The organism is Litoreibacter ponti (assembly GCF_003054285.1).
GTDB classification, from domain to species: Bacteria; Pseudomonadota; Alphaproteobacteria; order Rhodobacterales; family Rhodobacteraceae; genus Litoreibacter; species Litoreibacter ponti.
On sequence record NZ_QBKS01000001.1, the window covers coordinates 2229008 to 2242593 of the forward strand.

Here is a 13586-nt window from a genome sequence, read left to right on the forward strand (position 1 = left end):
GCCCGTTTGTCACTCGACCGCGAGCGCCGCGTCGAGAAGCTCTTGCCCGTTGGGCGTCTCTTCAATGAACGCCTTGTAGGACGTCTCCTGCGCAAGTGCACGCCACGCGTCGAACTCTTCCTGGGTCATTTGCGCGATCTCGACGCCATTGTCGGCGAAGACCTTGGCAGAATTCGCATCCTGCTTCTTGGCCTCTTCGAGATAGAACGCCTCCGCCTTCGCCGCCGCGTCCATCAGCGCGGTTTGCTGCTCCGGCGTCAGCCCGTCGAAGGTCGATTTGTTCATCAGCATCGGCTGATACATGAACCACAGTGCGAAGTCGCTGGCAGGCGTGTAGCAGGCCACCTGCTCGTAGATGCGGTAGCTCACGAAGGAAGACGAAGAAGTGTTGGCCGCTGTCAGCACCCCTGTCTGCATGGCGTTGTAGATCTCCGACGAGGCCATGGATGCGATGGACGCGCCCGCGCCCGCCAGCATCTGCTCGAACGCCTTGCCTGCGGCACGGATCTGCTGACCCTGCACATCCTCGGGCGCGGTGATGCAGCCGTCCTTGCCGACAAAGCCGCCAGCCAGATAGCCGTGCACAAGGACCATCACGTCATCCTCGGCCATGAGCTCTTCGATCTTGCCCATGAACTCGCTCTCGTTGAGCCGCGCGGCGTGATCGTGGTTTTTCACCAGACCGGGCATCAGCGTCAGGTTGAAGGCCGGTTGCTGTCCGCCCGCGTAGCTCAGCGGGAAAACCGTCATGTCAAGCTGGCCGCGGCTCAGCGGCTTGTACTGCTCGCGCGGTTTGAAAAGGGACCTGGACGGAAAAATCTTGATCTCAAGATCCACTCCAGCAGCGGCCACGTCATCGGCGACCATCTGGGCCACCTGGTGGCGCACATCGGAGGTGGACCATTGATGTGAAAGCCGCAGCTCTGTTGCGCTTGCGGCCAGAGTTCCGGCAAACATCGCGGCGGCCGCGACAGTGGCAGTGAATTTGGTTTTCATGAATTTCCTCCCAGAAAGATCCCGGCTCACGGACGGGCTACTCGGCAAGCTATCGCGGTTGTGTATCTTGTCAATGTTTTTGTATACAAGAAGCCACATGTTGCGTGCAAAATGGCCCTGTGATAAGAAAAGCCATGGAACGTAAACGGTCAGACATCATCGCCGATCAGCTTGAAGGTCTGATCTTCGACGGCACTTTCGGCGATGGCGACAGGCTGGACGAAGTGCAGCTGTCAGAGCGCTTTGGCACCTCCCGCACCCCCGTTCGCGAGGCCTTGCTCCGGCTCGCGCAGTCGGGGCTGGCCGAACATCTGCCACGCCGTGGGGTCTTCGTCCGGCAACCCGGCCCGATCGAGCTGATGGAAATGTTCGAAGTCATGGCAGAGCTCGAAGCGGTAAGCGCCCGCTTCGCGGCGACACGGATCACCGAGGATGCACTGCAAAGGTTGAAACAGACCAATGCCCGTTGTCAGGCCGCCGTGAAGGCCCAAGATGCCGACGGCTATTACCGCGAGAACGAAAGCTTCCACGCGATCCTTTATCAGCAGTCCGGCAACAGCTTTCTGGAGCAGGAATGCCTGCGCCTGCAAAAGCGCCTGCAGCCCTTTCGTCGCACCCAGCTGCGCCTGCGCGGGCGGCTCGCGCAATCCATGGCAGAGCATGAGGATATCGTACGCGCATTGGAAGCCGGGGACGGCACAAAGGCGGCCGACACGATCCGCGGCCATGTCGCCGTGCAGGGCGAGAAGTTCCACCACCTGATGGCCAGCCTGCGCCCCGCTGCGGAATAGCCGGGCCATTGCGCGCAGCCGCGCCACTGGCTAGATATCGCGCATGCCCGCCCTTTGCCGCGCCTGCTATTCTCAACTGACCGATCCTGCCCCGCGCCGCTGCCCCGACTGCGGCTCGCCGCGCATTCTCAACCACCCGGAACTGTTCGATCTGAGCATCGCGCATATGGACTGTGACGCCTTTTACGCCTCGGTCGAGAAGCGCGACAATCCTGCCCTGCGCGACAAGCCCGTCATCATTGGCGGCGGCAGGCGCGGGGTCGTGTCCACCGCTTGCTATATCGCCAGGATCAAGGGCGTGCGGTCCGCGATGCCGATGTTCCAGGCGCTCAAGCTCTGCCCCGAGGCCGAAGTGGTGCGCGGCCGGATGGATGTCTATGTGCAAGTGTCCCGCCAAATCCGCGCGATGATGGAAGAGCTCACGCCCGCCATCGAGCCTCTATCTCTCGACGAGGCGTTCCTTGATCTTACCGGCACCGAAAGGCTGCACCACGCGCCGCCCGCCGTTATGCTGGCCCGTCTCGTGGGTCGCATGGAGCAGGAGTTGGGCCTGACAGGCTCGATCGGGCTCAGCCACAACAAGTTTCTGGCCAAGGTCGCATCTGACCTCGACAAGCCCAAGGGCTTTTCGGTCATCGGCAAGGTGGAAACCGATGCGTTCTTGCGCGACAAGCCGGTCTCGATGATCTGGGGCGTCGGCGCCGTGGGCCGCGAAAGCCTGGCAAAGGCGGGCATTCGAACCTTCTCCGACCTGCTACGCTGGGACCGGCAAGACCTTCACGCGCGCTTCGGCTCCATGGGCGAGCGGCTCTACCATCTGGCCCGCGGGCAGGACCATCGCCGCGTTTCAGCCCATGAGCCGGTCAAGGGCATCTCGAATGAGACCACCTTCCACGAGGATACCGCCGACACCGACCTGCTCGACGGCCATCTTTGGCGCATGGCCGAAAAGGTCTCAGACCGCGCCAAGGCAAAGCAGATCGCGGGCCGCGTCGTGACGCTGAAGCTGAAAACTGCAAAGTTCCAGATCGTCACCCGCCGCCAGACCCTACGCGACGCGACCCAGATGGCCGACACGATCTACCGCACCGCACGCGAGATGATGGATCAGGTCGATCAAGGCCCCTACCGCCTTCTCGGCGTCGGCATCTCCCACCTCACGCCCGAAACAGAGGCCGACCGCACACCCGACCTGCTCGACCCGACTGCAGGCAAGCGCGCGGATGCGGAACGCGCAACCGACAAAATCCGCGAGAAATTCGGGCCTGACGCGATTCTGAAAGGCCGCTCACTTAGATAGGCTTCGTTTTGGTCGAAATACTCCAGAGAGTTTGCCCGCGTGGCTGAGAGACAGCGTCTCTCAAAGAACGCAAAAGCATCGCGGGCGCGCCGCGCGCCTTAGGATCACTCCGCCGCCAGCGGCAAAGCCGGCCTGCCCAGTTCCGCAATCTCGCGCAAAACCCGCGCCATCAATTGCCGGAAACTGTCGAAATTGCCATTCGGCCGCACGAACTGCTCGTTCATGTAAAGTGCGCGATCGATCTCGATCTGCACCGCATGTTGCCCCCGGGAAGGACGCCCGTAGGTCTGCGCGATATACGCCCCCGCAAAGGGCGCGTTGCGGCTGACCTTCAGACCCGCCTCCAGAAAAATCGTCTCGATCCGGTCGACGATATGGCCCGCAGCCGATGCGCCGAACCGGTCCCCCAAAACGACTTCCGGGCGTGGCAGGCCCGGGGCGCTGACCGATTGCACGGCCTCGTGGGGCATGGAGTGGAAATCCACCAGAACCGCCTGCCCGAACGCGCGTGTCGTGTCGTCCATCAACTGCCGCAGCCGCGCATGATAGGGGTGCCAATACTGGCTGATGCGCCGCTCGGCCTCCGCCGCGCCGATCTTGCCGGAATAGATCGCGCGCCCATTGGCCACGACCCGTGGGATCACCCCAAGGCCAGACGCGATGCGCGGGTTATGCGCCGGACGCCTCACGCCTTCGACCACGGCTGGGTCCAACTCGTCGCTGGCCCGGTTCAGATCCAGAAAGGCCCGCGGCATGGTTGCCGCCAAGAACGGTGCGCCGAAACCCGCAACCGGGCCCACCAGCCTGTCCATGAACGCATCCTCCGAGGATCGGATCTGCAGCTCATCAAGCATCGAGCGGCGCAGGAACGCACGCGTGTAAGCCCGGCCACTATGGGGGCTGGCAAAGACCATATGCGTGGTCTGGACGTCCGGCAGGGACAGGGTGTAGGCGTCGGTGGTCAAAAGGCGGGTCTCAAGGCTTCGGTTCCCACGACTATAGGGCGAAACCCGCGCGCTTCAAAAGCCCTTGAACCACATTCCGACTCCTTCTATAGAGCGCAGACCAATCCGCTCCGGCGGGGCCATATCGCTGTGGCAAAGTCGGAAAAGTATGGCTCAGATGGGCGCTTAGCTCAGCGGTAGAGCACTTCGTTGACATCGAAGTGGTCACTGGTTCGATCCCAGTAGTGCCCACCATCTGAGACGAATTCAATGAAGGCGCCCACCGCGCTGGACCACAGGAGAAGAGACATGAAGGTCAAGAACTCGCTTCGCTCCCTGAAGTCGCGCCACCGGGATTGCCGGATCGTGCGCCGTAAGGGCCGCGTCTATGTGATCAACAAGACCCAGCCGCGTTTCAAAGCCCGCCAGGGCTAAACCCCGCGCAACAGGTTTTTAGGGCCGCTCCTTTTGGGGCGGCCTTTTTCGTTCTCAAAGGTCTGCTCAAAGCCCAGGCCGCGTAATCTCATAGACCGCACAGGACTCACCGTAATGGGTCTCAAGCCCACGATAGGTCATCCCCAAACGCTCCATCACTTTTTGCGATGCCAGATTGTCCCGATGGGCGACCGAGACCAGATAATCGACTCCAACTTGCTGAAAGCCATATTCCATCGCCGCCCGCCCGGCCTCGGTTGCAAAACCTTTCCCGTGAAAAGCCGGAACCAACCGCCAGCCAATTTCCAACGGTGCGCTTTCCTCGTGTGCAAGGTGCTGCAGACAGGCGGCACCGACCAACGTGTCGCTGTCTCGCAAGAAGACCGACCACCAGCCAAACCCATATTTTTGCCAACGCATCTGCGCCTTGGCGATATAGGCTTCAGTCTCCGCCATCGTCTCGACATCACCCAAATAACGCATCACTTCCGGGTCGCTGCTCATAACATTTAGCTGCGCAGCGTGCTCTGGCGCGTAAGGCGTCAGAAACAAGCGATCCGTGAAAATATCTCGGGACAAGACGCCCCCTAGCGCAAGACAGAGTCGGCAAGCAGGCGCACAAGTGTCGCCTGATTGAGGTAACCGGTTTTCGTCAGGTTGCGCGCTTCCTGATACCTGCGGATGGCGCGGCGTGTTTCTTCGTCAAATGTGCCGTCGACCTCGCCTGGTTTCAGGTCGAGTTTTGCCAGCCGATCCTCGATCAGACGCCGCGTTCCGACGTTCAGGCCCAGCCGCTCCTCGTTTCGCGCGGCGGCCTGCAGGGCGGCAGCATTGCGTTGCTGGAACTCCAGATCGCTGATCTTGGCCTGCGCTTCAGCCGCAAACGCCCCGGCGGGATTGCCCTGCAAGTATCCTTGATACGCCGCAAGTGTCCCGGTGGAGACTGCCGCATCCCACGTCGCGCGGTCCTGCGTCGCAGCAGCCTCACGCCGTGCAGCCTCAAAAGGCTTCAGCCGCGCCTGCGCGATTTCCGCAAAGACCCCGTCAGGGTAGCGCTCGAGATAGGCGCGCAAGCCCGCTTCATCCCCCTGCTCGCCGGTTGCCTGCCAATACGCCCGATCAGCGCGCTCGATCTCGAGCTGGCGCAGCCGCGCCTGTTCCTCCAGCTCTGCCGCTCGGCGCTCCGCTTGGGTGGCCAACAGGGTCAGCTGCGGTCCGGTCAAAAACCCCGTCGCTTCGGCGGCATTCTCGCTTTGCCATTTCGCGATGGCCGCGCGCGACCCCGGGCCGAAGATGCCATCAATCCCTCGCGGATCATAATCAAGAAGCGACAAGGCTCGCTGGATTTCCCGCCGCCGCGCACGGTTCAGTGACAGCGCATCCTCAGCAGCCTCGGCCCGGCGCGCAGGCTCATTTTCGATCTCTGCAATGCGCGCCCGTGCCTCATCTGCAAAAAGCCCGTCCGGGTGTTGCTGAAGGTAGTTCCGGAAGCCCTCGACCGTGCCGATGGTTTGCGTCACCCGCCATAAACTCTTCTCTGACGCATCCGGGTCCACAACCGGCGCGGCCTGTCCGTCCGCAGGCAGAAACGGCACCAACGGTGCCTGAAAGCCGCGCAGGATCAGCGACGGCCAACCCTCTAGCGCGGTGACCAGCGAGCGCCCCGGCTGCGCCAGCTCGTCCCTCGCAAAATCGGCGAGCGCCTCGGTCGGGCCTTCGATCACCGTGACACCTTGCGGGATGTCCAACGCACCGATGCCCTGCACCAGCCCCGCGCCATAGTCGAATTCTGCACCTTCACTTCCCAGCAAAACCACCGCGCCGCCGGGCGCGCGACCCGCGATCTCCAAAATCGTGCCAAGCGAAATCCCCTGATCCGCCACCGTCACCAAGCTGGGAGCGTCCGCATCCCCGGTCAGATACCATGTCTCACCCGTGCTCCGCGCGAAATGCCCGGCCAAGGCGATCACGATCCGACCCGAACCGTCCGCCTGCGCCTCGAAGCCGGACAGCGCATCAATCATATCCGGGAAGCCCAGCTCGTCGGCCTCGACCACCTCGAAGCCCGCATCCTGAAGCGGAGCCACCGCGTCGAATATCTCATCCGCCGCGCGTAAATCTCGGCCGTTGGCGTAGTCTTCGGTTGCGGCGAGGAACGCGACGTCCGCAGCGCCCACCGGGGCGACGCTCAGAAGCAGGGCGGTCAGGCAGGCAGTGGGTCGCATGTTCGGCATCCTTTGTTAGTCGTAGCTGCGGGTATCCTCGATGACCAAACCGTCATTGGGCAGGGATCCCACGGGCACAACGTCGACCGCGCCCTTTAGTTTCAGCACCTCCGCGACCGAGGCCGCGTAGGCTTGCGCATCTCCACCCGGGCTTTCCACCTTGACGGACATCACATCCATCTCACCCTCGCGGCTTGCGATCACGCGGGCGCGGGTCACTTCGGGGTGGCGCGCAACGAGATCGGCCACTTGTTCGGGCCGCACGAACATGCCCTTGATCTTGGTCGTCTGATCCGCGCGCCCCATCCAGCCCTTGATGCGCGTGTTGGTTCGCCCGCAGGGTGACAGGCCGGGCATGATCGCCGACATATCCCCCGTGGCAAAGCGGATCAGCGGATAGTCCGGGTTGAGCGAGGTCACCAAGATCTCGCCCACCTGCCCTTCCGGCACCGGATCGCCCGTCCCGGGCGTGACGATCTCGACGATCACGCCCTCGTCGAGGATCATGCCCTCCATCGCCTCGCTCTCATAGGCGATATGGCCAAGATCGGCGGTCGCATAGCATTGCAGGCAGCTGATGCCGCGATCCGCATAGGCCTGTCGCAGAGACGGGAACAGCGCGCCGCCGGACACCGCCGCCTTTGTAAACCCAAGCGCCACGCCCATCTCGTCGGCCTTCTCGAGGATCACGTTCAGGTAATCCGGCGTGCCCGCGTAGGCGGTCGCGCCGACGTCCTTGGCCGCGCGCACCTGCAGCTCCGTCTGCCCGGTCCCTGCAGGCAGCACCCGCGCGCCCACGGCTCGCGCGCCATTCTCGAACATCATGCCCGCGGGCGTCAGGTGGTAGCCAAAGCAGTTCTGCACCGTGTCCTCTGCGCCGATGCCGCAGGCATGCAGGAACCGCCCGAACCGCCACCAGTCATGTGACACGCCACCCGGCTCATAGATCGGTCCGGGCGATTGAAACACATGGGCGGCGTTGCTGACGGCCATACCGCCGAAGGGCGGCGTCTCGGCCTGCCATGTCACGAGGTCGGACTTGCGCAAGACCGGAAGCGAGCGCAGTTCAGACAGGGTGGAAAGCGCACCGCCATCCGGCAAACAATTGTCGTTGCCGGACCGCACGCGCGTGAGCTGCGCATTCAGCGCGTCCAGGTGCGCGGCCTCACGGGCATCCTGAGATCGTGTCTCCAAGTCGTCAAAATAGCCCAAGCGCCCTGTCTCCATTTGGTTAGAAATACTCAAATGTGGCTACGACAGCCACCGTTTGCGCCGCCGGTAGCTGCGCACGTCGCGGAAGGATTTGCGGCCCTCGTCGCTCATGCCGAGGTAGAATTCCTTCACATCCGGGTTCTCGCGCAGCTCGGCGGCGGGGCCGTCCATCACGACGCGACCGGACTCCAGAATATAGCCATAATGGGCAAAGCGCAGCGCCACGTTCGTGTTCTGCTCGGCCAGCAGGAAGGACACGCCCTCCTGCTCATTGAGCGATTTCACGATCCCGAAAATCTCTTCCACCAGCTGCGGCGCCAGCCCCATCGAGGGCTCGTCGAGCAGGATCGTCTCGGGTCGCGCCATCATCGCGCGGCCGATGGCGCACATCTGCTGCTCGCCGCCCGATGTATAGCCCGCCTGGCTCTGCCGCCGTTCCTTGAGACGCGGGAAGTAGGTGTAGACCTTCTCCAGATCCTCAGCCACGGCCCCCCGCCCATCGGAGCGGGTGTAAGCCCCGGTCATGAGGTTCTCCTCGACCGTGAGGTGCTCGAAGCAATGCCGCCCCTCCATCACCTGAATCACGCCGCGCTTGACCATATCCGCCGGGTCCAGCCCCGCAACATGATCGCCGCGATAGATGATCGAGCCTTTGGTGACCTCACCGCGCTCGGAATGCAGCAGGTTCGACACCGCCTTCAGCGTGGTCGTCTTGCCCGCGCCATTGCCGCCCAGAAGCGCGGTGACCCCGCCCTGCGCCACCTTTAGCGAGACGCCCTTCAGCACGAGGATCACATGGTTATAGATCACCTCGATATTGTTCACCTCAAGCAGGGTGTCGGTTTTCGCGCCGTCCAGCATGTCTCAAACCTCTCCTAGAATTCCAGGGCCGCGGCGCGCACTTCGCGCGGGCCCTTCCATGTGATGTTTCCGCTCATCGCCAAGGCCTCGCCGCGCGCGTAGAGCGCCCTTGTGACACAGGCCGAAAATATCTCGTCTGTTTCATCGCACCCCAACTCTTCAAAGTCAGGGGCTTTGACCGCGCGCAAGCGCCAGCCTGCGCGCTCCGCCACCTCGACCGTGCGCAACAGCGAGCTGCGGAGCCCCTCGTCGATGATCAGGTCGATGTTGCGCTCGGCGAGATCGGACAGCTTGGTGCCCGTTTCGACCTCGCGTACCCGCAGATCGTCATTGATAATCAGATAGGCATTCACCCTTAGATCCACGTTCAGCAAATTCGCGCCTTCGCGCAGTCCTCGCTCAATACCGTCGAGGAAGATGTGCTCTCGCACCCCCGCATCGGTATAAAGCTGCCCGTTGATCCGGCGCGGCGGAAAGAAGCCGGGGATCGCGCTGGTCGCCAGCACGGCTTCCGTCAAACAGTCGCGCTTCACCGCCAGCGGCACGTCCTCCTTGGCCGCAAACAGTCCGACGTCCAGCAGTGAAAACCGCCCCGTGTCGATATTCGTGGCTCCGATCACCAGCTCGTTCTCGGCCTTCCACCGCGCGGCGATGGCCTCAATCAGCTCGGCATCAATGGCCGCCCGTACCCGCGCCTCGAGCGGCTTTACGTCATAGAGCGCGTTGGCCCCCAAAAGCTCGAACAGGCCACGCGCGCGCACGAGATCGCGGTCACCCACGCCGGTGTTAAGGCGCAGGCGATCGTCGAAGGCTGCGCCCGCGAAAACCACCGGGGCGATGATCCCACCGGCGCTGGCCCCTGTCACGACATTGAAATCAGGCCGCGTGCCGGCCTTGGTCCATCCCGCAAGAAATCCGCTCGCGAACGCGCCGTACTGGCCGCCCGTCGACAGGGCCAAAAGGTTCAGCTGCACGGTGCGGCGCGGCGGTGCGGCACGGCGGGTCGGTGCGGTGGCGGGCTCGGGGGCCTGTTCGCCTTCGATCACCCGCAGCATCATATTGCCCAGAGCCGCCCCCATGTCCGGCTCGGACGGGACAGCGCCTTGGCTCGCGACCTCTATGGGCGCGTCATGGGTCAGCCCCGCACACATGTTGTCCGCAACCATAGAGCCCGAGCAGGCGCTCAGGCCGAAGGCAAGGAAGGCAGCGATAGACATCGGGGCGACAGGTCTCACAACACATGCGGGTCAAAGGGAAAAGAGAAACTCCCCCGGCGCGCCACATTTGGGCATGCCGGGGGAGGTCGTGTGGTTTAGGAGCAGCCCGGCGTGATGCCAGCCTCAGCCGCAAACGCGGCGCTGTCCTCTTCGATCAGCGGCAGGATGACATCCTGGTCGGAGCCCTCGTAGCCGGTGATCAGGTTCCACTTGCCAGCGGCCGCATCCCACTGCGCCACGGCACCAAGACCGTTGCCGCCGTGGTTTTCACAGGACACTTTGAATTCCGGGCCGAAGTTCGGCAGGCCAAGGGCCTCCATCTTCGCCTCGGTCATCTCCAGCGCCTCCATCCCGTCGCGCATCATCGCAGGGGTGATGTCGGCGGTGCCATGGATTTCCTGCGCGGTCTTCGCGGCCTCGGCAGCCAACATCGCGGCATACATGCCACGGTTGTAGAGCGCCGTGCCAAGCTGATCGCCCGCACCGGCGGCCTTGCCCGCGTCGACCACATATTGCTGCAGGTCATCATAGAGCGGGTAGTCGCGGCCAAGGTTGTGGAAGGTCAGCGCCTTGTAGCCATTGGCACGGTCACCCGCGGGCAGCACGTCATTTTCAGAGCCGGACCACCAGATGCCGATGAAGTTCTCCATCGGGTAGCGGATGTTGGCCGCTTCCTGAATGGCCACCTGGTTCATCACGCCCCAGCCATACATGATGACATTGTCGGGGCGCTGCTGGCGGATTTGCAGCCACTGCGACTTCTGCTCCTGGCCGGGGTGATCCACCGGCACCAGCATCAGCTCGAAGCCATGCTTCTTGCTCAGCTCTTCCAGCGTACGGATCGGCTCCTTGCCATAGGCTGAGTTGTGGTAAACCAGCGCGATCTTTTTGCCGGAGATGTCGCCCAGCGACATGATGTGGTTGATCGCGTGGCTCGCGCCGTCCCAGTAGTTGGCCGGGTAGTTGAACACGTTCGAGAACACCTCGCCATTCTTGGCAGAAGTCCGGCCGTAGCCCATCGTGTGCATCGGAATGCCGTCGGCGGTCACTTTCGGGATCAGCTGGTAGGTGATGCCGGTCGACAGCGGCTGATACACCAGCGCGCCCTCGCCTTTGGTCGCCTCGTAGCACTCCACGCCCTTCTCGGTGTTGTAGCCGGTCTCGCATTCCAGCACGCGGGCCGGGATGCCGCCGATGCCGCCGTCACGCTCGTTGAGCAGGGTGAAGTAGTCCTCATAGCCATCCGCAAAGGGGATGCCGTTCGCCGCATAGGGCCCGGTCCGGTAGGACAGGCTTGGGAACACCAGGTCCGCTAGGACCGGGGAGGCCGCCATGATGGCCGCCAGTGTCATCGTTGTCAGTGTCATCGTTGTCAGTTTCATCGTTTCATTTCCTCCCTAGGATATTTCGATGGATGATGAAGGACGGGGTTTCTCCCCCGCCTCATGGGTTAGTGTGGGAACGGCCAAAGCCGCAGTTTCTCTTTCGCCAGCCGCCAAAGCTGCGCCAGCCCATGCGGCTCGACGATCAGGAACATGATGATCAGCCCGCCCACGATCACAAGCTGCAAATGCGCCGCCAGATCCGTGGGCCAGCCCAGCATGCCCACGAGCACGTTCTTCAAGAACACCGGCAGCAGCACCAGGAAGGCCGCGCCCGCAAAGGACCCGAAGATCGAGCCGAGGCCGCCGATGATGACCATGAACAGGACAAGGAACGACTTGTCGATGCCGAAGCTCTCGCCCACTTCCGCGGCACCCAGATAGACGCTGAAGAACAGCGCCCCCGCGATGCCCACGAAGAAGCCCGAGACCGCAAAGGCGGTGAGCTTCGACATCATCGGGTTCACCCCGATGATCTCGGCCGCGATATCCATGTCCCGGATCGCCATCCATTTGCGACCGACCGAGCCGCGCGTCAGGTTGCGTGCGATGACAGCGGCCAGCGTCACGAAGATCAGGCAAATCATGTATTTTGCCCAGGCCTCGGTATTGGGCCCCGTGACGATGATCCCGAAGACCGAGCGCTCCGGCGCGGAAATCTGGCCCGACGCCGAGTAGTTGTAGAACCACGGCACCTTGTTGAACAGCCAGACGAGGAAGAACTGCGCGGCCAAGGTCGCCACGGCCAGATAGAAGCCTTTGATCCGCAGCGACGGCAGGCCGAACAGGGTCACGACCCCCGCCGTGATCAGGCCGGCGATTGGCACATGGATCAGCATCGAGACCTCGGGGAAGGCCGTCATCAGCTTGTAGACCGCATAGGCCCCCACCGCCATGAACGCCCCTGTCCCCAGCGAGACCTGCCCGCAATAGCCCGTCAGGATGTTCAACCCGATGGCCGCAATGGCGTAGATCAGGAAGGGCACGAAGACCGCGTTGGCCCAGTAATCGTTGATCACGAACGGGATGACCAGAAACGCCACCGCCAGCACAATGTAGTAGCGATACCGGTCGAACTTGATCGGGAAGGTCTGGCTGTCTTGTTGGTAGGTGGTCGAGAAATCACCGGCTTCACGGTAAAACATCAGCACGCTCCCCTAGTGAAGGTCTGTGGGCGGGTGGGTGTCGTCGAGCCCCGCGAGACGCGGTCACTCGAACAAAGATCAAACACGCTCAATGATCTTCTCCCCAAACAACCCCTGCGGGCGGAACACCAGAAAGACCAGCGCCAGAACGTAGGCGAACCAGTTCTCGGTCGCGCCGCCCACCATCGGACCGATGAGAAACTCGAACAGTTTCTCGCCCACCCCGATGATCAGCCCGCCGACAATCGCGCCCGGAATGGACGTAAATCCACCCAGCATCAGCACCGGCAGCGCCTTCAGCGCAATGAGCGACAGCGAGAACTGCACGCCCGACTTTGCCCCCCACATGATGCCTGCGACCAGCGCCACAAAGCCTGCAATCGACCAGACCAGGATCCAGATGTAATTCAGCGAAATGCCCACCGACAGGGCCGCCTGGTGGTCATCGGCCACCGCGCGCAGCGCCCGGCCCTGCTTGGTGTATTGAGAAAACGTGATCAGGGCGGCCACCAGAATGATCGCCACAATCGTGGCCGAGATATCAAGGTTGTCGATGAAGAACCCGTATCCGAACGCCTCAAAGGTCGTGATATCGATCCAGTCGTTGATCCCTTGCGGAAGGCCCACATCCAGCTTCTTGATGTCCGCGCCCCACATCAGATCGCCCACGCCCTCCAGGAAGAAGGCAAGGCCGATGGTCGCCATGAACAGGATGATCGGCTCTTGGTTGACCAGATGGCGGAAGATGAACCGCTGCACGGCCCACGCGAAGACGACCATGACCCCGATAGTCAATATGATCGCCAGCAACGCAGGCACGTGCCAGCCGAAATGGTGGATTTCCGTCCCGAATATCGCGTTGATCAGGTGGCTGAACGGCACCTGCCCTTCCATGATCCCCACAAGGGTCAGCGCCGCAAACAGCGCCATGACCCCTTGGGCGTAGTTGAAGATGCCCGATGCCTTGAAGATCAGCACAAAGCCCAGCGCCACCAGCGCATACAGCACGCCTGCCATCAGCCCGTTCAGGGTCACTTCCATCGCAAAGAGTAGCTGCTCAGGCATGCACGCCTCCTGT

13 protein-coding genes and 1 tRNA gene are annotated in these 13586 nt (G+C 62.7%); 4 read left to right on the top strand and 10 right to left on the bottom strand.

Annotated features, from left to right (window positions below):
* Window positions 1–9: 9 nt before the first annotated feature.
* Window positions 10–996 carry a TRAP transporter substrate-binding protein DctP gene (gene dctP / locus C8N43_RS11345; protein ID WP_107845704.1) on the bottom strand — a complete coding sequence of 329 codons (987 nt, stop codon included), beginning with the start codon at window positions 994–996 and terminating at the stop codon, window positions 10–12.
* Window positions 997–1130: 134 nt separating this feature from the next.
* Between dctP and C8N43_RS11350 the strand changes: the two genes are divergently transcribed.
* Complete coding sequence (locus C8N43_RS11350) at window positions 1131–1787, top strand: GntR family transcriptional regulator (RefSeq protein WP_107845705.1); 657 nt, start codon at window positions 1131–1133, stop codon at window positions 1785–1787.
* 43 nt (window positions 1788–1830) lie between these two features.
* A complete protein-coding gene (locus C8N43_RS11355) occupies window positions 1831–3087 on the top strand; it encodes a DNA polymerase IV (protein ID WP_107845706.1) in 1257 nt (418 codons plus the stop codon).
* Between the two features lie 104 nt (window positions 3088–3191).
* On the opposite strand, the gene C8N43_RS11360 is transcribed toward C8N43_RS11355, so the two are convergent.
* Entirely contained in the window at window positions 3192–4052 is an 861-nt protein-coding gene (locus C8N43_RS11360; RefSeq protein WP_107845707.1) for an N-formylglutamate amidohydrolase, read from the bottom strand.
* Window positions 4053–4211: 159 nt separating this feature from the next.
* On the opposite strand from C8N43_RS11360, the gene C8N43_RS11365 reads away from it, so the two are divergent.
* Together C8N43_RS11365 and ykgO are read left to right on the top strand one after the other, a co-directional pair.
* Window positions 4212–4286, top strand: a tRNA-Val gene (locus tag C8N43_RS11365).
* Between the two features lie 54 nt (window positions 4287–4340).
* Entirely contained in the window at window positions 4341–4466 is a 126-nt protein-coding gene (gene ykgO / locus C8N43_RS11370; RefSeq protein WP_009828855.1) for a type B 50S ribosomal protein L36, read from the top strand.
* 66 nt (window positions 4467–4532) lie between these two features.
* Here the strand turns inward: ykgO and C8N43_RS11375 are convergent, their stop codons facing one another.
* The 8 genes from C8N43_RS11375 to C8N43_RS11410 form a co-directional block, all read right to left on the bottom strand.
* A complete protein-coding gene (locus tag C8N43_RS11375) occupies window positions 4533–5045 on the bottom strand; it encodes a GNAT family N-acetyltransferase (protein WP_211308583.1) in 513 nt (170 codons plus the stop codon).
* An 8-nt stretch (window positions 5046–5053) separates the two neighbouring features.
* Window positions 5054–6691 carry a peptidoglycan-binding domain-containing protein gene (locus tag C8N43_RS11380; protein WP_158269969.1) on the bottom strand — a complete coding sequence of 546 codons (1638 nt, stop codon included), beginning with the start codon at window positions 6689–6691 and terminating at the stop codon, window positions 5054–5056.
* Window positions 6692–6706: 15 nt separating this feature from the next.
* Window positions 6707–7918, bottom strand: a complete 1212-nt coding sequence (locus C8N43_RS11385) for a phenylacetate--CoA ligase family protein (protein WP_107845709.1) — start codon at window positions 7916–7918, stop codon at window positions 6707–6709.
* Window positions 7919–7942: 24 nt separating this feature from the next.
* Window positions 7943–8764: an ABC transporter ATP-binding protein gene (locus C8N43_RS11390; protein ID WP_107845710.1), complete on the bottom strand. Its 822-nt coding sequence runs from the start codon at window positions 8762–8764 to the stop codon at window positions 7943–7945.
* A 14-nt stretch (window positions 8765–8778) separates the two neighbouring features.
* The gene (locus C8N43_RS11395; RefSeq protein ID WP_107845711.1) at window positions 8779–9981 is read right to left on the bottom strand and encodes a patatin-like phospholipase family protein; all 1203 of its coding nucleotides are present in this window, start codon (window positions 9979–9981) and stop codon (window positions 8779–8781) included.
* 95 nt (window positions 9982–10076) lie between these two features.
* Window positions 10077–11363, bottom strand: coding sequence for an ABC transporter substrate-binding protein (locus tag C8N43_RS11400; protein WP_107845712.1), 1287 nt, complete (start codon window positions 11361–11363; stop codon window positions 10077–10079).
* A 68-nt stretch (window positions 11364–11431) separates the two neighbouring features.
* Window positions 11432–12508 carry a branched-chain amino acid ABC transporter permease gene (locus tag C8N43_RS11405; RefSeq protein ID WP_107845713.1) on the bottom strand — a complete coding sequence of 359 codons (1077 nt, stop codon included), beginning with the start codon at window positions 12506–12508 and terminating at the stop codon, window positions 11432–11434.
* Window positions 12509–12586: 78 nt separating this feature from the next.
* The gene (locus C8N43_RS11410; protein ID WP_107845714.1) at window positions 12587–13573 is read right to left on the bottom strand and encodes a branched-chain amino acid ABC transporter permease; all 987 of its coding nucleotides are present in this window, start codon (window positions 13571–13573) and stop codon (window positions 12587–12589) included.
* Between the last annotated feature and the right edge of the window lie 13 nt (window positions 13574–13586).